The sequence below is a fragment of the Sporosarcina sp. FSL K6-1522 genome (assembly GCF_038622445.1).
Lineage (GTDB): Bacteria > Bacillota > Bacilli > Bacillales_A > Planococcaceae > Sporosarcina.
On sequence record NZ_CP152019.1, the window covers coordinates 148,937 to 168,125 of the forward strand.

A 19,189-nucleotide genomic window follows, 5' to 3' on the forward strand; every position below is an offset into this window, starting at 1 on the left:
TCATATGTAAAGTGTGATTTTATTCTAGGCATATTCAAATGCAATAGCCCGGCATCCAACCATATGAAAAAAACCCCGAAGAGATTGCCCCTTCAGGATTTTCCATTCAGTTATATTGCAATGCTTCTTCCCACGCCGGAAGCATTTTGTTCAACGCCTTATCTTCACGATAGCCTAGCGCATATTCAGCTTGCATAACCGTATGGATTTCTCGTGTCCCCTCGTAAATGACCGGTGCTTTCGAGTTACGCAAGTAGCGCTCTACTGGATACTCATCGGAAAAGCCATACGCACCGTGAATTTGCACGGCATCATCCGCAGCCTGATTGGCAAAATCACATGCTTGCCATTTCGCGAGTGAAGTTTCGCGTGTATTGCGTTTTCCCTGGTTTTTCAACTCGCCTGCACGATACACAAGGAGACGACTCATTTGATAGCCGGCTTCCATTTTGGCAATCATTTGTTGAACGAGCTGATGTTTACCGATTTCTTTGCCAAATGTTGCGCGCTCATGACAGTATGCAATGCTCGCTTCCATACAAGCCATAATTTGCCCTACTGCCCCTGCCGCTACCGTGAAACGTCCGTTATCGAGCGCAGCCATCGCAATTTTAAAGCCTTCGCCTTCTTGCCCAAGCAAGTTTTCCTTCGGCACTTTCACATCTTCAAAAAACAGCTCGCCTGTATTACCAGCACGGATTCCCATTTTCCCTTTAATCGCTTTCGATGAAAAACCTTCCCATGTACGATCCACGATAAATGCTGAAATCGCTTTATGCTTCTCTGCTTTATCGCCCGTGTAAGCAAATACTAAAAAGTAATCGGCTACATCACATAAAGAAATCCATGTCTTCTGGCCATTTAATACGTAGTGATCCCCATTTTTCACTGCTGTCGTCTGCATCGCAGCTACGTCAGATCCTGCTCCAGGCTCAGTTAGACCAAACGCTCCAATCTTCTCGCCTTTTGCTTGCGGTACCAAATACTTTTGCTTCTGCTCTTCTGTTCCCCATTGCAGAAGCGTCATGCTGTTCAGTCCCGTATGAACCGAAACTGCCGTCCTGAACGTTGTATCGCCACGCTCCAGCTCTTCACATACGATAGCTAACGCATTGTAATCCATGCCGCTACCGCCGTATTGCTCTGGAATACAAACGCCCATGAGACCTAAATCCGCTAACTGCTTCCAAATTGCCGGATCGAATTTCCCCGCGCGATCCCACTCACCGATATTCGGCATAATCTCTTTATCTACCAATCCACGTACTGTGTTTCTCAATAGATTCTGCTCAGATGTAAATTCAAAGTTCATATTAAACGCTCTCCCTTGTCAGTTGTTTTTTTCGTATAGGTTTCCGAGTATTTCTTCATTATGTTCACCTGGATTCGGTGGGTGGTGCTTCACTTCCACCGGTGTGCGTGACAATTTCAATGGACTACCAATCATTTTAATGGTGCCCGCTGTTGGATGTTCGTGTGTGAGAAACATATTGCGTGATTGCAGTTGTGCATCGTTCACGACATCTTTCAAATTATGGATAGGCCCAGCTGGAATCGTGTGTTCACGACACTTTTTATACCAATAAGCTGTTGGTTCAGTTAAAAATGCTTGCTGCAATAAAGGGATTAATACCTCCCGGTGCTGCACACGGTCTGGATTCGTTTTAAAGCGTTCATCTGACGCATACTGTGGCACTTTGAGCACGTCGCATAGCGCTTTAAATTGATGGTCGTTCCCCACCGCAATAACCATTTCACTATCCAATGTTTTAAACGTCTGATACGGCACGATATTGGCATGAACATTGCCGAGTGCCTTCGGAATTTCTTCCGTCATCAAGAAATTACTTCCGATATTCACCAGAGCACTGACCGCGGAATCATACAGGGAGATATCGACCTTCTGCCCCTTGCCAGACTGTCCCCGCTCCAGTAACGCTGCCTGAATGCCAATACAAGCATACATGCCCGTCAAGATGTCTGTGATGGCAACACCCGATTTCTGCGGACCGGATTGTTGATCCCCTGTAATGCTCATCAATCCGCTCATTGCCTGAATGATAAAATCATACCCTGGCGCATCTCGATCCGGCCCTGTTTCACCAAATCCTGTAATGGCGCAATAGACAATTCGCGGATTAATCGCAGCGAGCGTGTCGTAGTCCAAGCCAAAGCGTTCCATCGTTCCCGTCTTGAAATTATGAATAATGACATCGCTATCTGTAACAAGCTTTTTAATGATTTTGACCCCTTGTTCCGATTTCAAATCAACCGTAATCGCTTTTTTGTTACGGTTTGCGCTCATATAATAGGCGCTCACATCATTCTGAAAAGGTGGTCCCCATTTTCGGGTATCATCACTTCCGCCCGGCGCTTCCACTTTGATTACTTCAGCACCTAAATCCCCTAGAATCATTGTGCAATAAGGGCCTGCTAGCACGCGTGATAAATCAAGAACGCGAATATTCCCCAGTGCTCCCGACACACTTCCACTCCTCTCTTTTGGCAAATAAAAAAGCCAATTCAAAGAGACTACAGAATTCCTGTACGTCAGATTGAACTGGCTGATATCTGTGTGTGAAAAAACCGGCAAGGTCTTTCAACAGATTAGGCAGTATGGGCTTTTCATTTCCATTGGTGTTTGATCATGTGTCCTAAGCGTTTGAGCACTTTAACATGATTCGTTAACTATAAGTTTACCACACTCATATACAATTGTAAATATTTAAATTATTTTTACTACATCTATCATTTCGATACAACACACGCATCATATTGTTTATACAAATCTCTCAATGCGGACATTAACGCATTTCCGGCTTTCCCCAAATAATGATTTTTTACTTCTTCTACGGGTTTTTCAATGCCATCTCGCAAACTATATCCCCTTAGCAATTGTTGTACAAAGGCTTTGCCATGCTCTGTTGCTAATGTACAGCTCGCCGTCACGATGACTCCGTATTTTTTATCGATTTCTGCTGTGATCGTCAATGTCTCATACATGTTTTGCGCAGCCATTCCAGATGGCAACCGTGCATGCCCCGCGATAAAAATCGTATTCATCTACGCTCATCCCCTTCAAAAAGTGTCTTTATTCACAAAAGTCATACAATCTATTTCAAGAATACAGTAGACTGGTAAAACTTTCAAGGTTCGTTTTGACTTGTTATTTTAGCACCTAATTCTCATGTGAATAGCTGGATATAAAGACATCATTTTCACTTTGCTAACGAAGTAAAGGCTGTTGAGGAACATGTTGTTAAACCCATTTTTTATTTTGAACAGGGATATGTAATAATTCTTAGTGAGTTTGAATGCGAGAAGTATACTGAGGGAACAGCATGTATGATTTTTAATCAGAAAGATGGTATATCTGTCGGAAAAGGAATGAGATATGAAAAAAATGTGTAGAGAATGACGAGGATTTCTTGATTTTCGAAGTGAAAGCTGATGTAGCAACATTCATTATAAGGTAAAACGAACAAACTCCAATCTAACTTACATTGATCATAGCTTGCGCTATATTAGATTCAAATGAGATAAGCAAAAAATAAACCTCACAAAAAACAGCTTCATCCCTTGTGCGTCAAAGGATGAAGCTGTTTTCGTGAATCTAACATATTTACATTGTGTTAGATTAGGAAGTCTTCTGAGTACACTTATATCTACTGCTTTCATTCAAATTTCACCAGACACCAGAACCGCAATTCGATTTACGAAAATATTAGTAGATCAACAATTAGAAATTATAACTCAACAAATACACAGAAATATTTTATTGAAACTAAAGAGATTTCCCCTGTTTTTGTCGGCGTTATAAACTAACCAAATATTTTTTTATAAATCCAAATTAAGATCTTAATAACACAGTAGAAAAATATAATATTGCCTATAAAACCTATCCCAAGAAAGCTGAAACCATTATTAGTGTATAAATGTAACCAATCAAATGGAAATCCATATATACCTATTAAAATATCTTCTTTTCCCTCGTTAACATTAAAATTTTCTCTACTTCCATTAATAAAAGGTATACAAATAACAAGAACAATACTAACAATCAATATCCATACATTGAACTTTTTGTTTTTTTTATCCATAATTACCCCTTTCTGTGTTATTGTCAAATATGATGAAAATAATATTTGATTAGGAGTGTTTGTGAAAAAATGAAAAAACTAATTTCCTCTCTTGTCCTCTCTCTTTTTGCGGTAAGTACTATCGGTAATACTGTTTTTGCGTCTTCAGAAGATACTCAGTACTCTACAGAAATACTAACAGAAATAGAAGATGTTGCCAACAATTCACGGTCCATTGAATTGATTGACGTAGATGAATTACCTGAAGGAACACCTATTGTTAATTTCGATACGGTTGAAGATTTTGAAAAAGCTTTAAAAGAATTAGACGAAGAGAATAAAGACCTACAAGTAGACGTATTTGAAGATACGAAATACATCTTTCAATCCGATCAGTTCATTACTACGTTTGCTGGTCCACTGAATGATAGGATTACAGTATTTGTGAAAACATCACTAAACCCTCTTAAAGCTGTTACTCAACCTGTAAGAGTTACTGTTGATCTTAAATATACTTATACCGGAAGTGGATCATCCAAAAAGTTTTCAAATGTATCTAGTGTTAAATCTTTTAGTTCAGGGTTCCCAACAGATTGGGTACAAACTTCGCACAATAGAAGTTATTTTAACTCCAATAAAGGAGTTAAAATAAAACTATTTGGTTATAACGTTGTAGGTGCAGTTATTAAAGGCCAACCAATAGGAGCAAAAATAGCGGATGAAATAACATTTAGCTATACTCTAGGTGGCAGTAAAAATATATTTGCAAATTAAGATTTGGAGTATTATACCTGTAGTTAGGACACTAATAAAAAAGTGTCCTAACTACAGGTATTTTTTTGTTTTATTGATCACTTATTATATTTTAGGATAACCTCGCCATAATAGAATATATACTGTCATATCGACACGGACATCTTGGGTGAATTGAATCGAAAAATGAACAGAAATAGTCCATTCTTTCTTATAGAAACGCTTTAAACGTTCTTGTAAGACATCCTAAAAATATTGATAGATATATTCTTAATGGCCAGTATTTCATCCTTTGTGAATTTTCCATGAATAGCATGTGAATCCCTTGGGAAACGATTGTGAATGAGACTTCTTGGTTGATGATAATACTTTTATCGAGTATTCATTCTCGTCGCCAACGAAGGTCCACCTTCTGAGGATTGCACTTCTGTATTTATTTATAGCCTGCTGCATTCAATGTATTTGGAAGAGGATCCTTGCTAATGCCATTGATTTATTTAGCTATAAGATTAAATTGTAAATTAGGTGTTCAGTCGTTGAACGCGATTATATGCACCTTTAGTTAACATAACGCCAGTTCACGGAAGTAGTTAACGCCATTACTCAATAAGAAATGCTGCCCTGTAAAGGCAGCCGATTGTTCAACTAAAGTATCCTTTACGTTAAGAACGTTTCTTTACGATTTATTTGGAAATAATTTATTCCCTATCAAACCACCGACTAAAGCAGATAATCCAGCAATTATCACTGAGGTAATAAGACTTGTGTTAGGAATTAAATACTCGGATAAAAAAACCACGATTCCAACAAATAGACCTGTAAATAAAGCCATTCCAATGCTTCCTTTTTTCATAATACCCATCTCCAATATCAGACATAAAAACTATAAGATTTCTTTCGCTAATAGTATTTTTCTTTACGACTAAATTCCCTGAAAAGTTTCACATTCTAATTAAAGTAACCTGTTCCGTTGAATGGGTTTGTATAGACCATACACACTAGGTTGACATAACATCACTTCTCGTAAAGTTGATCTAATCAGCATTCTGCTGAATGTCAGATCTGTCTACTATAAAAAGCGCGATTAACGGGGTTTATCACCATTAATCGCGCTTCCTTTATCAATTTATGCCCATTGAAACATACTGCGACTCTAAATAAGACTCGATGCCTTCATGACCACCTTCACGGCCAAAGCCGCTTTCTTTCATGCCGCCAAATGGCGCTTGCGTTGCGGAAGGAACACCGTCATTCCAGCCTACGATGCCATATTGCAATTGCTCGATTAGGCGGGTGCCCTGTGAGACACTTTCCGTAAACACATATGCCGCCAAACCGTACGGTGTATCGTTCGCTAAAGCGATTGCTTCTTCAATCGTTTCCACTTTTTGAATCGGTGCTACCGGTCCAAATGTCTCTTCATGCATCACAACCATCGACGCTGTCACATCACTTAAGACTGTAGGCGCATAGAAGTTTCCACCGTCATTCTCCAAGGACACGCCGCCTGTTAACAGCGTAGCCCCTTTCGCTAAGGCATCTTCTACATGATGACGAACTTTCTGTACACTTGCTTGATTAATGAGCGGGCCAACAGTTACAGTTTCTTCCGCACCATTTCCGACTTTTAAGAGATTGACGGCCTTCGTAAACTTGTCGACAAATTCTTCATGAACACCTGACTGCACATAAATGCGATTGGCACAGACACATGTCTGCCCTGCATTACGGAATGCAGAAGCTACAACACCTTCCACCGCCGCATCGATATTCGCATCATTTAAGATAATAACCGGTGCATGTCCACCTAGCTCAAGTGATAAGCGTTTCACTTGATGCGCACTTTGTTGAATGAGCATTTTGCCGACTTCTGTCGAACCTGTGAATGTCACTTTGCGTACTTTGTCATTTTCCATAATCGCTTTGCCGATTTTTGACGAAGAACCTGTTACAAGGTTAATAACCCCTTTTGGAAAACCGGCTTGTTCACTTAGTTCGACCATTTTAATCGCGGTTAGCGGGCTATCACCAGAAGGCTTGATGACAATGGTACAACCAGCCGCCAGGGCAGGTCCCATCTTTCTTGTCAGCATGGCAGCCGGGAAATTCCACGGCGTAATTGCAGCCACAACACCCACAGGCTTTTTCCATACTTGCAGACGCTTATTCTGTGTATGCGTAGGAATGGTTTCCCCATAAACCCGTTTCCCTTCCTCTGCATACCATTCTAGGAATGACGCAGCTGACGCGACTTCTCCTCTTGATTCATTTATTGGCTTACCCATTTCCTTGGTCATGATTTGAGCAAGCTCCTCCTGATGTTCCAAAATCAGCGCATGGAACTTCTTTAAATAGCCTGCACGCTCATAAGCTGTTGTTTGCGACCATGTTTGAAATGCTTGATGCGCAGCCTCAATCGCTTCATGCGCTTCCACTTCGCCAGCATTTGGCACGCAACCAATAACTTGCCCATTCGCGGGGTTCACCACCTCTAGCTCGTCAAGGTCCGCTCCACTCCATTCACCGTTTATATAAATAAGATGCGCCTTCGTTTTCAATTCTTGGCTCATATCCACTACACTCCATTCTATTATCGTTTTATCCCCAGTGAGGAACCATTCTTTTGTCAAGCATCGCTCGGTATTCACGCGTGGATTCCGGCAAAATCTTCTTCGTATCATGATCAAATACAACGCCGTATTTCCGGATTAAATCATACGTATCAATTTCACCTTTTAAAAATGCATTTTCTACCTTAGTGATATCCTCACGTAGCCATGCTTTCCGGTTCTTTCGTATATTTTCTCTAGCGATTGTCGTCGCTTTCATATCAATTTCGAAAAGGTCGATATCTTTATCAACCTCTCTAATGACCACACCGTAGTCCTTTTCCGCACGTTCGATGGATACATATTCATCAATCACATCTTCGAGTACAGCATTTGGATCTCGCTCTAGAGGATCTCCGAGACCGCCTCCGCCTGCTGAAGGCCTGACGAATGAATCTCCGCTTTCAACCTTCACATTTGAAAATATCGCTCCAAGAAATTCTTTGTTTTCTTTTTCAGGATTTAGCCAAGCACCATGTGGAGATGATGGTAACCCACCCCAGATTCCCCATGTTACTGACCTCGAACGATCACAACAATACGACATAACCGTATCCGTCACCGCCGTCAATGTTCCACCCTTTTCCACGCCGCAACCACCTCGGTATTCACCGGGCCCGCCCGAATCCATGATGATTTCATGTTTCGTCGTGACGACAGGGGATAAGCGCTCTTGTCCTTCGCAAGGTTGAATACTTAATCCAACTCCAAATACGGGAGACATTGCATTGGCACCGTCGCGTTTATTTCTGCCACCGTGGCCGCCTGCCATCCAGTCGTACCACATAAAATACTCTTTCGTTTTTTCTCTCGTATCCCATCCTCCAACTAACAAGTATTCCAGATTAAAGGAGCAGGCGAGCGCCCGTTCAGGAATAATAGAGGACCATAATTCAAAACATGCATTCATGATTTTCTCGTAAGCTCCTGAACAAAAACCAGTTACAGCGATTGGATAAGGCGCATTGACGACTGAGTTTTCAGGCAACTCAACATGGACAGCTCGGTAAAATCCGGAGTTTAATGGGATGTCCGGGAAAAACGTTTTCGTTCCCGCATAGGCCGCCGATAGTGATGATCCAAATCCAGCGTTCAAAAAGCATCCGATATAGTCGTGAGATCCACTCAGATCATAAAAGACTTCATCATCTTTAATCGTCATTTTCACATGGATAGGAATGAGCCCATCCCCTACTTCAGGATCCATATCGAGATAATCCGTTGTTTCCCACGTACCGTCTGGAAGCGCTTTGATATTCGTACGTGCTAGACGCTCCACATAATCCTGTACCTCTTCAAAAGCGATTAGGATTGTCTCAATACCGTATTTTTCAATTAAGGCCAGCAACTGCTTCTCCCCAACTTTTGCGGCTTCTACTTGGGAACGTAAATCGCCAAGCCGTTCTTCTGGTACACGCATATTAGAAACTAATAGATTCGCCACGTCTTGTAGATAAACGCCCTTACTATAAATTCGAAGCGGCGGGATTCTCACACCTTCTCCGAAATGTTCTTTCGATTTAATATCAAATGACCCCGGCACAGAACCACCCATATCTGCCCAGTGACCATTCACTTGCATGAACGCAATCACCTTTCCATCGTAAAAGACGGGCTTAATGACTCGCGTATCACTAAAATGCGTACCGCCCCTATACGGGTCATTGATTAAAAACACATCGCCTGGATGAATATCGTCTTTAAAATCTTCGATAACCGCCTTCGCAGTTAAGTGTAACGTACCGACGTGAACGGAAATATCTTGCGTCCCCTGCATCACCGTATTTCCTTCTGCATCGCAAATCGCTGAGCTAAAGTCGTGATTGTAAATGACGAAGGAATAGCACGTCCGTAATATTTGTTCCGCCATCTGGTCAACCAAATTCACATAAGCATTTTTCAACACTTCAAATGTGACCGGGTCTAATTTACTTTGAAAAAGCTGTTGAGTCGTTGTCGACATGCCCATTCTCCTTTACTAGTTACGATATTGGATAATGATATTTCGATAGTCATCCGTCTTCGCCGTGAATTGCGGCGGCACCACAATCGTCGAATCAAGCTGGTTGATAATAGCCGGTCCTTCCAATTCTACCCCCGTAGGCAAATCCTCACGACGATATACAGACGTCTCAACAAAGCCATCCGACTCTTCAAAGTAGACCGGTCGTGTACTGACTAATGCTGACTCCAATGTTCCCGTTACAATGTTTTTCGGCAGTTCTGGTTTCTCGACCGTGCCTATTGCAGCAACCCGCAGTCCATAAATTTCCACATTCTGATTCACGTCAGAAAAAGCAAATTCCCGCTCATGCTCCTTATGAAACTGAAGTAGCGCCCCTTCAATTGAATCCAATTTTTGCCCGATTGTGATAGCTAAGGATCGCCATTGACCCGCATACCTCATATCAATGTAACGAATAAAGTTCATGTCCTCGTCAGCAATGCCTTCTTCTTCTAAAAGAGCCCTTGCTTCCGTTTCCATAGTAGCGAATTCCGACCGCAACGTGGCAATCGAAATGGTTTTCGCGTCTGCCATAAAGGTTTTTGTAATGTCATGCTGTACATCAACGATTAAACACCCCATCGCTGCTGCCACTCCCGAATAAGGTGGAATGATGACGTTTGGAATGTCCATCTCTTTTGCCAAATATGCACAATGAACGCCACTGGCTCCCCCAAATGAAACGAGTGCAAAATCACGCGGATCATAACCTCTGCGCACAGATATCAAACGCAGCGCATCGCACATATTGGCATTAGCCACTTTCAAGATAGAATTAGCGGCTTCCGCAACCTCAAGGTTAAAGGGCTTACCAATACTTTCATGTACTGACGCTATAGAAGCTTCTTTATCCAATTGCATTTGGCCGTCTAGCAAATTCGTGTCCAATCGGCCAAGCACTAAGTTCGCATCTGTATTCGTCGGGTTCTTGCCCCCTAGTCCATAACAAGCGGGGCCAGGTTCTGCACCGGCACTCTGTGGACCATTTCGCAGTGAACCCCCTTCGTCAATCCAAGAAATACTACCGCCACCGGCCCCAATCGTCAATATCTCGATGCTTGGAAAACCGATTGGGTAGCCATATTCGATGGCCCAGTCCTTTGTGATCCTTAACTCACCTTCATACATTAGCGAAATATCCGTACTCGTTCCGCCCATATCGAATCCAATCGCATTTTTATAGCCGCACAAATTTGCGATATATTTACTAGCAATTGCCCCTGCAGCAATACCAGAACTAGCAAGTCTTGCTGCATAACGCGGTACCGTTTCCGAAGTCATCACTCCGCCACCGGAATGGAGAACTAATATATCCCCTTCATATCCTAGCGCTTCCATTTCTCCTTCTAGCTTTTGAATATAGTTGCTCACCGTCGGCCCAAGTACCGCGTTCACAATTGTTGTGCTCATTCTGTCATTTTCAAAAATCTCTGGCAAAATATCATTTGAGGAACAAATGTAGACATCTCCTAATTCCTCTTGCAGAATTTCTTTTACTTTCACCTCATTTTCTCCGTTGATATAGGCATTTATAAAGCAAATCGCTACAGATTCAACACCGCGTTTTTTCAATTTAACGCCCAATGCCCGAACTTCTTCCGGATCAATTTCCTCTAACACGTTCCCGGCATAATCCATTCGTTCCTTCACTTCAAAACGATCTCGACGTTTAATATATGGAGGAGCAACATCATTATACGCATCCCATAAATCTAGCCTTGTCCCGTCACGAATCTCGATTACATCACGAAATCCTTTTGTCGTTACGAGTGCCGTCTTTGGCAATTTTCTTTCAATCAACGCATTCGTTCCTACTGTCGTCCCATGTGAAAATTGCACAAGATCTTTCCCAGATAATCCTGTCTTTTTAACCCCTTCGATAATTCCCTTTTCAGGCTCCTTCGGGGTAGAAGAGACTTTCGTGACAAATATCTCTTTCTTGATTTCATCGAAAACAAATACATCTGTAAACGTTCCCCCTACATCAACCGCCAAACGATAATCTGCCATTGCATTCCTCTCCTTTATACATCATCCGTGCAAAGTTTGTTCGCGTGAAAAAGAAGTTAGTAGTCCATATTCTGCACTAACTCCTTTTCTCCTTAACTTATTGGCTATACACTTCATCCTTAGTCGGTTCCTTTAAAGGTACAGTCTCGTCAACTGGCGTTTCTTCCTCTTGAAGAATGCGTTCAATCTCTTTATCCATTTGTGCGTTGGCATTAGCTGCCCCAGATTTCGCCATCGCCATTTTGTAAAACACCGCTCCTAATAAGCTCCACACAAGGATAATGACCCACTCATACGGCCAAATCAATGCGGACGGCATTCCTGGCATATAAAGTGCAAAAACGCCAATGGACATGAATAAGGCAATCCAACCGATCGACGTACCACCTGGTAAACGGAATGGACGCTTCATATTTGGACGCTTCTTGCGCAGGATGATAAATGACAATGCAACCATTAGCCAAGCAACGACTAAAGCTAGTCCACCCGCATCCACAAGCCAAACGAGCGCCGGTCTTCCAAACAATGGCGCCAACGTTGTGAGCACCGCGATTAACAAAATCGCTCTATGCGGCGTCTTGTACTTTGGATGAAGCTCTCCCAATGATTTAGGAAGCATGCCCGCTCTCGCCAACGCAAAGATTGCGCGACTCCCCCCAACATAGAAACCAATCCAGCTCGTCAAGATCCCGCCGATTCCACCAAGGACGAGAATATTCCCCATCATCTTACTACCACCAAACGCTTTCGCCATCGCATCGGCCGTCACTAACGCTGAGCCACTAATTTCAGACGGTGTCAAAACGCGAGAAACACCAAAGATAATTAACACATACCAAGCAACCGCCATCAAAACGGAAAATACCAATAACTGACCAATGCGCTTACGAGGAAGATTGATTTCCTCCGCTGCCTGTGGGATTACATCAAATCCAACGAACATAAAAGGTGTCATAATGAGTACAACTAGAATCCCTTTCATGCCACTGCCGAAAAGTGGCTGCATATTTTCAACATTTCCAGCTATGGAGCTACCCGTTATGAGCAAAACACCCGCCGTCACAATCAATAACGTCAAAATCGTCATGACAACACTCGCAAGCTTCATGCCACGGTAATTAATCCAGGCAATCAAAATCGAGCCCGCTATGCCGACGCCAGCCCACGTCGCCATCACATCCCAACCGGCAATCGTATACATATACCCCTTGCCATAACCCGGGAATAGGTAATCAAACACAGTTGGCAGCGCAACCGCCTCAAACGCAACGACTGACACATAACCAAGAATAATTGCCCACGTCATAATATAGGACAGTAAGCGTCCCATTGCCGCATAACCGTAAAATAACTCCCCACCCGACAGCGGGAGAGCTGCGGCCAATTCCGCATAGGTCAACCCAACAAAGACAACGAGTAATCCACCGATTAGAAATGCCAGGATTGCGCCTAGTGAACCTGCTTCTGTAATCCACAGCCCAGCCGTTACAACCCAGCCCCAGCCAATCATTGCACCAAAGGCTAGGACAAGCACATCCCGATTCCCCAATACTTTCAACAGCTTCTGGTCTTCCATTCGTCTCCCCCTCGGATAAGAAATGATTCCCCGCATACACATTCGTAAGCGAAGCGGGGCTCATTTTCGATTGATTTTACCGACAGCTTATCTACCCGTTATGACAGCTTGGCTAATTGACTTTCTAACTCTTGTTGAACTGCGAGTACCGCTTCGCGTAACGTTTCAATCATCGCTTCAACCTGCTCCTTGCTCATCACGAGTGGTGGCGCAAAACAAATAATGTCCGTGCTATCATACGTAACTGCTCGACAAATAACGCCTCGTTCATGTAAAGCTTCAATCACTCTTGGCGCCACCTTTAGTTCTGGAGAAAAACGCTTATTCGTTTTCGGATCCTGTACTAATTCCAGCGCACCTAGAAGCCCAAGTGTCCGGATATCTCCTACAATCTCCGCCTCTTCTTTAATGGACGCAAATCCTTTGAGGAGCTCTTCGCCTCTCTGACGCGCATTGTCCACTAAGCCTTCATTCTCGATAATCTCAATGTTTTTCAACGCAACAGCAGCTCCTGTTGGATGTCCGCTATACGTAAAGCCATGAAACAGTACGCCAGACGACTGCGCTTTTAATACTTCATGGACCTTATCGCCAACGATGACACCACCTAGTGGGAAATAGCCGCTTGTCACACCTTTTGCAAATGACAGTAGATCCGGTTCTACTTCCCAATGCTCAATACCGAACATTTTGCCCGTCCGACCGAAGCCTGTGATGACTTCATCTGCCATAAACAAAATGCCGTATTCATCGCATAGCTGACGGATTTCTTTGAAGTAATCTGTCGGTGGAATCAAGACCCCACCTGCACCTTGTACTGGTTCCGCTAAAAATGCCGCGACGGTTTCTGGTCCTTCCGCTTCAATGACCTCTCGAATCGATTGAATCGACGCGCTTGTCCCAATTTCGTATGGCGTTTTCGCATGCGCAAAGCCTGTTAACATATGGCCAGCCATATCCCAAAATTGTGGAATACCTGTTGCACTTGTCGCACCCGCCGTAACGCCGTGGTAGCCCCGTTTTAGCGAAATGATTTTAGTACGTTCAGCTTGTCCTTGTATTTTCCAATAATGACGCACAAGCTTAATCGCGGAATCATTGGACTCCGATCCTCCAGATGTGAAAAACACCGCATTCAAACTAGGAGGCGCAAGATCCGCAATTTTTTTCGCTAGGCGGATTGCAGGTTCATTACTAAAGGAAGAAAACGTCGAACTAAATGCAAGCTGTTCCATTTGTTCTTTCGCTGCCTCCGCAAGCTCTTTACGACCGTGCCCGATATTGACGTTCCATAATGAAGACATCGCATCCACGTACACTTTGCCTTCCGTATCCGTCAGGTAAATTCCTTCGCCTTTTTCAACAATCATTTTTGCTCCCTCAGCCTGTTGCGCCTGGATAGATGTTGTCGGGTGTATAAAGTGCTTCTTGTCCAATTCGATTAGTTCGTTCATGTGTATTCCTCCCCAAAATATAGTTGTCTATCATTTGTTTCTATAATTCTAACGCTCTTTTTTGACAACGCTTACATTTTATTTTCTAGTAATACCATCTCCCCCTTCTCATGCCCAATAATCAATTACGCCTTGGCGTAATTGCGTCCAGATTTTGAATCGAGCTTGTGCCCACAGGACCTGCAGTCGTCGCGACAGGACGTCGCGCACTTAGACTGCCTTCCTTGACTCCTTTCAAAATCTGTGACATCCGCCGGAGGCTTTTTTATCTTTCTTCGCAAAAAAATTTGCTGAAGAAAGATAAAAAGCCAATTCAAAAAGACTACGGGTTTCCGTATGTCCGATTGAACTGGCTTTTACCTGCGTTAAAATGCCTGGGATAGCATTCAACAGGTTAGGCAGTATGATCATTTCCATCTTAGTCAGACAACCAGAACGTCTAAGCGTTCCGACATGACTCATTACGTAATACATTACCTCAACTATGAAGAAATGTAAATATTGAAAATTGTCGAACGTTAACTAGTTTTGTAGATTTAACTCCACCCTCGCCTTTTCATCACGAAAACGGCCATTCAGGCAATCGATTGCTCAATTTCTTATCTTCCCGATAGCCGAGCACATACTCCGCCTGCATAATCGTATGGATCTCGCGCGTTCCCTCGTAAATAACAGGCGCTTTCGAGTTGCGCAAGAATCTAGCGACCAGATAGTCATCGGAATAGCCGTATGCGCCATGAATTTGCACGGCATCATCCGCGGCTTGATTGGCAAAATCACATGCCTGCCATTTCGCAAGCGACGTCTCACGCGTATTGCGCACCCCTTTATTTTTCAGCTCACCAGCGCGATAGACAAGAAGGCGGCTCATCTGATAGCCTGCTTCCATCTTAGCAATCATCTGTTGGACGAGCTGATGCTTGCCGATCGCTTTGCCGAATGTTTCGCGTTGATGGCAATATTTCACACTTTCCTCCAAACACGCCATGATTAATCCGACTGCCCCTGCCGCTACCGTGAAGCGACCATTATCGAGTGCTGACATGGCAATTTTAAAACCTTCGCCCTCTTCTCCTAACAAGTTAGCAGCCGGTATCCGAACATCCTCGAAGAATAATTCCCCCGTATTCCCCGCACGAATGCCATACTTCCCTTTAATCGCCTTCGATGAAAAGCCCGGTGTCGTCCGCTCAACAATGAAAGCACTAATACCATGATGTTTTTTCGCTTTATCGGTATACGCAAAGACGAGAAAATGATCTGCGACATCACAAAGTGAAATCCATGTTTTTTGGCCATTTAACACATAAGTGTCCCCGTCACGTACGGCGGTCGTAGCCATTGCCGCAACGTCCGATCCAGCGCCCGGCTCTGTTAAACCAAAGGCGCCAATTTTTTCACCTTTCGCTTGCGGCACAAGATATTTCTGCTTCTGCTCTTCGGTGCCCCATTGCATAAGCGTCATCGAATTCAGCCCAATATGAACGGACACTGCTGTTCGAAACGCTGTATCTCCACGTTCCATTTCTTCACAAAGAATTGCGAGTGCATTATAGTCCATGCCGCTACCGCCGTAGCGTTCAGGTACACAAACGCCCATAAAGCCTAAGTCCGCAAGCTTCTTCCAGATTGCCGGGTCAAATCCACCTTGTGCATCCCATGCTTGAATATGTGGCATAATTTCTTCATCGACAAACTGACGAGCTGTTTTTCTTAGCATCTGTTGCTCTTCTGTGAATGTGAAGTCCATTTCTTCGATTCCTCCCTCACTTATGCAGAGACGTCGTTCGTCTCGATATGTTCTTCGATGACAACACCGCGCTTTTTCATCTCTTCCATATATAACTCGCCCGGTACAATGTTTTCCGGCGGGTGTACCCCACGCTTTGTAATAACGCCTGTGCCAATCATCTGTGCCACAATCGAAATGGTATTCGCCGTTGCACGTGCCATAGCAGTTTCATTGACTGTCCGATCTTTTTCCGTAATCAAATCATACTCATACGTAATAGGCGAGCCGTTTTTATCGCCACTGACAATCACTCGTAGCAATACCGCATCTGATTTATCACCTAGTCGGAGTTGCGGTGACAATAATTCCCGCATGACATCACGCACTTTCACTTTATTCCCCGCAATATTCACTTCATTGGCACGCGACAACAGCCCTAGATCGACAAGCAATTGAAATTTTTCCGCATGCCCTTTATAGCGAATCGTCTTATACTCAAGCGTCTTGACGTTTGAGAATGACTTTGTCAATGTCGACGTACCACCCGATGTATGGAACGCTTCCAATTCTCCGTATTTATCGAAATAAATCGGTTCAATTTCCGATAATGAAGGAATCTCCATCAGTTGCCCATTGCGAATAACATGGGAAGGATCAGTATAATGATCAAAAACCCCCTCCAACGAAAAAACGACATTGTATTTTAGCGGTGGCTCCGGCTTTACGGGAATGCCCCCGACATACAATTTAATGGACTCCACGTGATTGAGTTTTCCAGCTCCATACCCCGTCAAAATATTAATCATCCCTGGTGCTACCCCTAAATCTGGAATGATCGTAATGCCTTTTGCCTTTGCTTGATCAGCGAGGCTCAGAACCGCATCCGTTGCGCCACCAATATGCCCGCCGAGATCAATGGAATGAACGCCAATCTCCACCGCAAGCCGTGCTACTTTTTCGTTGAATGTATAGAACAGTGCATTGATGACGACATCACCAAGTGCCATGACATCACGTAATTGCACATCATTATTGGCATCGAGTAACAGAATATCCAGTTTGTCAGACATCAACTGTTCTGCAAAGTCCTCCGCTTGCCGAACATTGACATCTGCCAAATAGACCTTGTGGACATCATCACTTTTCACAAGATCCCGCGCAGCTTCTTTTCCCATTAAACCAGCTCCAAGTATGACGACTTTCATAATAATCAGCTCCTTACATGTGGTTTAATCCGTGTCAATTTGCGCCCGTTGCAATTTCCCACTGTAATCCACGTAAATGCTCTTCCACTCTGTGAAAACGTCAAGTGCCGCCACACCAGAATCTCGATGGCCATTCCCTGTTCCTTTTGTCCCGCCAAATGGCAGATGGATTTCAGCACCCGTTGTCCCCGCATTAACATAGACAATACCGGTATCCAAATCGCGTTGTGCACGAAACACCTGATTGACATCACGTGAGAAGATGGAGCTGGAAAGCCCATATTTAACACTATTGTTCACTTCAATCGCTTCATCCAAGCTGTCCACTTCAATGAGCGACACAACTGGCCCAAAAATCTCTTCTTGCGCGAGGCGACTATCCCATTTCACATCCGTAAACAATGTCGGTTCGAAGTAATGACCTTGCGCAAATGCCCCGTCAGCCAAGACATTTCCGCCTGCCAATAGCTTCGCACCTTCTTCTTGACCAATGCCTACGTAATGCTGAATTTTCTCCAACGCTTGTCGATTAATGACCGGTCCAATCTTCACCGACTCGTCCAAGCCATTCCCAATGGATAAGCCCTGCATCGCCGCTACAAGCTTTTGCTCAAGCTCCTTCTTCACATCTGTGTGCACAATGACACGACTACATGCCGTACAACGCTGACCCGCCGTACCAAATGCACTCCATAAAACACCTTCAACAGCAAGGTCAATATCCGCATCGTCCATCACAATGACCGCATTTTTACCACCCATTTCAAGCGATACCTTTTTCAAATGACGTCCACCCGCCTCTGCCACATGACGCCCCGTCTCCGTAGATCCCGTGAATGAAATAACGCGCACATCAGGATGCTCAATCATCGCTGTGCCCACTTCTGAGCCAGCGCCAAAAACAATATTCGCCACGCCCGCTGGAATGCCAGCTTCTTCAAAGATCAGCGCCATTTCATACGCCATCATCGGCGTTTCCGTCGCAGGTTTCCAAACAAATGTATTGCCCGCCACAATTGCCGGGAACGATTTCCATGTCGCAATCGCCACTGGAAAGTTCCAAGGGGTGATGAGTCCAACAACCCCAATCGGCGCACGGACACTCATCGCAAATTTATCTTGTAATTCAGATGGCACGGTTTCTCCAAACAGTCGACGTCCTTCTCCAGCCATATAGAGCGCCATGTCGATGCCCTCTTGCACTTCGCCGCGTGCCTCTTCAATGACTTTTCCCATTTCTTTCGTTAAGACTTGCGACAAATGCTCTTTTTTATCTTTCATTAAACGTCCAATGTCATACAAATAATCCGCACGTTTCGGTGCAGGGACAAGCGCCCATTTTTTTTGCGCTTCTTTCGCTGCTTGCACTGCCAAATCTACGTCTTCCTTTGTCGATAACCTCACTTGTGCCAACACTTCACCGTTCGCTGGATTTGTCACCGCTGTGTAATTTGCTCCCGCAGTCTCCTGCCATGAACCTCCGATATAGTTGTTCAATTGCATTGCAACATGTCCCCTTTCCGTAGTTACTGTTATTTAATTATTTCGACATATACAGTAAAATTCCTGCCATACAGAAAGCCCTACACCGAGGTATCCCCCAATGCAGAGCTCTTATTTTATCTATATGTTTCTGTATCTTCTTTCATGACAACCTATTTCAAAACCAAATGTAGAATGTTTCTTCAACCAGTTGGTCATTGCGCCCAATCATGCACTACATGCTCTTTATATTTTTACTACACTAAAAATCAATTACGACTCGG

At 43.8% G+C, this 19,189-nt stretch carries 14 protein-coding genes; 1 reads left to right on the top strand and 13 read right to left on the bottom strand.

The features are described from left to right. Nucleotides 1-106: 106 nt before the first annotated feature. The 4 genes from MKY34_RS00780 to MKY34_RS00795 form a co-directional block, all read right to left on the bottom strand. On the bottom strand, nt 107-1,312 hold the full coding sequence (locus MKY34_RS00780; protein ID WP_342513357.1) for an acyl-CoA dehydrogenase family protein: 1,206 nt from the start codon (nt 1,310-1,312) through the stop codon (nt 107-109). An 18-nt stretch (nt 1,313-1,330) separates the two neighbouring features. Continuing rightward, the gene (locus MKY34_RS00785) at nt 1,331-2,485 is read right to left on the bottom strand and encodes a CoA transferase (RefSeq protein ID WP_342513358.1); all 1,155 of its coding nucleotides are present in this window, start codon (nt 2,483-2,485) and stop codon (nt 1,331-1,333) included. Nucleotides 2,486-2,748: 263 nt separating this feature from the next. Further along, a complete protein-coding gene (locus tag MKY34_RS00790) occupies nt 2,749-3,063 on the bottom strand; it encodes a DUF3870 domain-containing protein (RefSeq protein ID WP_342513359.1) in 315 nt (104 codons plus the stop codon). A gap of 758 nt (nt 3,064-3,821) precedes the next feature. Beyond that, nucleotides 3,822-4,100 carry a hypothetical protein gene (locus MKY34_RS00795; protein ID WP_342513360.1) on the bottom strand — a complete coding sequence of 93 codons (279 nt, stop codon included), beginning with the start codon at nt 4,098-4,100 and terminating at the stop codon, nt 3,822-3,824. Between the two features lie 69 nt (nt 4,101-4,169). On the opposite strand from MKY34_RS00795, the gene MKY34_RS00800 reads away from it, so the two are divergent. Further along, complete coding sequence (locus MKY34_RS00800; RefSeq protein ID WP_342513361.1) at nt 4,170-4,853, top strand: hypothetical protein; 684 nt, start codon at nt 4,170-4,172, stop codon at nt 4,851-4,853. Nucleotides 4,854-5,508: 655 nt separating this feature from the next. On the opposite strand, the gene MKY34_RS00805 is transcribed toward MKY34_RS00800, so the two are convergent. From MKY34_RS00805 to MKY34_RS00845, 9 genes are all read right to left on the bottom strand, one after another. Then, nucleotides 5,509-5,685, bottom strand: coding sequence for a hypothetical protein (locus MKY34_RS00805; RefSeq protein ID WP_342513362.1), 177 nt, complete (start codon nt 5,683-5,685; stop codon nt 5,509-5,511). 268 nt (nt 5,686-5,953) lie between these two features. Then, entirely contained in the window at nt 5,954-7,402 is a 1,449-nt protein-coding gene (locus tag MKY34_RS00810) for an NAD-dependent succinate-semialdehyde dehydrogenase (RefSeq protein WP_342513363.1), read from the bottom strand. Between the two features lie 28 nt (nt 7,403-7,430). Beyond that, nucleotides 7,431-9,404 (bottom strand): hydantoinase B/oxoprolinase family protein, encoded by a 1,974-nt coding sequence (locus MKY34_RS00815; protein ID WP_342513364.1) that lies wholly within the window; start codon nt 9,402-9,404, stop codon nt 7,431-7,433. Nucleotides 9,405-9,419: 15 nt separating this feature from the next. After that, on the bottom strand, nt 9,420-11,456 hold the full coding sequence (locus MKY34_RS00820; RefSeq protein WP_342513365.1) for a hydantoinase/oxoprolinase family protein: 2,037 nt from the start codon (nt 11,454-11,456) through the stop codon (nt 9,420-9,422). A gap of 97 nt (nt 11,457-11,553) precedes the next feature. Beyond that, complete coding sequence (locus MKY34_RS00825; protein ID WP_342513366.1) at nt 11,554-13,032, bottom strand: amino acid permease; 1,479 nt, start codon at nt 13,030-13,032, stop codon at nt 11,554-11,556. Nucleotides 13,033-13,130: 98 nt separating this feature from the next. Then, entirely contained in the window at nt 13,131-14,486 is a 1,356-nt protein-coding gene (locus tag MKY34_RS00830) for an aspartate aminotransferase family protein (RefSeq protein ID WP_342513367.1), read from the bottom strand. A gap of 559 nt (nt 14,487-15,045) precedes the next feature. Next, nucleotides 15,046-16,236: an acyl-CoA dehydrogenase family protein gene (locus tag MKY34_RS00835; protein WP_342513368.1), complete on the bottom strand. Its 1,191-nt coding sequence runs from the start codon at nt 16,234-16,236 to the stop codon at nt 15,046-15,048. Between the two features lie 20 nt (nt 16,237-16,256). After that, nucleotides 16,257-17,423 (bottom strand): saccharopine dehydrogenase C-terminal domain-containing protein, encoded by a 1,167-nt coding sequence (locus MKY34_RS00840; RefSeq protein ID WP_342513369.1) that lies wholly within the window; start codon nt 17,421-17,423, stop codon nt 16,257-16,259. Between the two features lie 24 nt (nt 17,424-17,447). Continuing rightward, complete coding sequence (locus MKY34_RS00845; RefSeq protein WP_342513370.1) at nt 17,448-18,926, bottom strand: aldehyde dehydrogenase family protein; 1,479 nt, start codon at nt 18,924-18,926, stop codon at nt 17,448-17,450. Nucleotides 18,927-19,189: the final 263 nt, after the last annotated feature.

Coding starts and splice junctions, on each gene's coding strand:
- MKY34_RS00780 (WP_342513357.1), bottom strand. CDS start 1,312: ATGAACTTTGAATTTACATCTGAGCAGAATCTATTGAGAAACACAGTA.
- MKY34_RS00790 (WP_342513359.1), bottom strand. CDS start 3,063: ATGAATACGATTTTTATCGCGGGGCATGCACGGTTGCCATCTGGAATG.
- MKY34_RS00795 (WP_342513360.1), bottom strand. CDS start 4,100: ATGGATAAAAAAAACAAAAAGTTCAATGTATGGATATTGATTGTTAGT.
- MKY34_RS00800 (WP_342513361.1), top strand. CDS start 4,170: ATGAAAAAACTAATTTCCTCTCTTGTCCTCTCTCTTTTTGCGGTAAGT.
- MKY34_RS00805 (WP_342513362.1), bottom strand. CDS start 5,685: ATGAAAAAAGGAAGCATTGGAATGGCTTTATTTACAGGTCTATTTGTT.
- MKY34_RS00810 (WP_342513363.1), bottom strand. CDS start 7,402: ATGAGCCAAGAATTGAAAACGAAGGCGCATCTTATTTATATAAACGGT.
- MKY34_RS00815 (WP_342513364.1), bottom strand. CDS start 9,404: ATGTCGACAACGACTCAACAGCTTTTTCAAAGTAAATTAGACCCGGTC.
- MKY34_RS00820 (WP_342513365.1), bottom strand. CDS start 11,456: ATGGCAGATTATCGTTTGGCGGTTGATGTAGGGGGAACGTTTACAGAT.
- MKY34_RS00825 (WP_342513366.1), bottom strand. CDS start 13,032: ATGGAAGACCAGAAGCTGTTGAAAGTATTGGGGAATCGGGATGTGCTT.
- MKY34_RS00830 (WP_342513367.1), bottom strand. CDS start 14,486: ATGAACGAACTAATCGAATTGGACAAGAAGCACTTTATACACCCGACA.
- MKY34_RS00835 (WP_342513368.1), bottom strand. CDS start 16,236: ATGGACTTCACATTCACAGAAGAGCAACAGATGCTAAGAAAAACAGCT.
- MKY34_RS00840 (WP_342513369.1), bottom strand. CDS start 17,423: ATGAAAGTCGTCATACTTGGAGCTGGTTTAATGGGAAAAGAAGCTGCG.
- MKY34_RS00845 (WP_342513370.1), bottom strand. CDS start 18,926: ATGCAATTGAACAACTATATCGGAGGTTCATGGCAGGAGACTGCGGGA.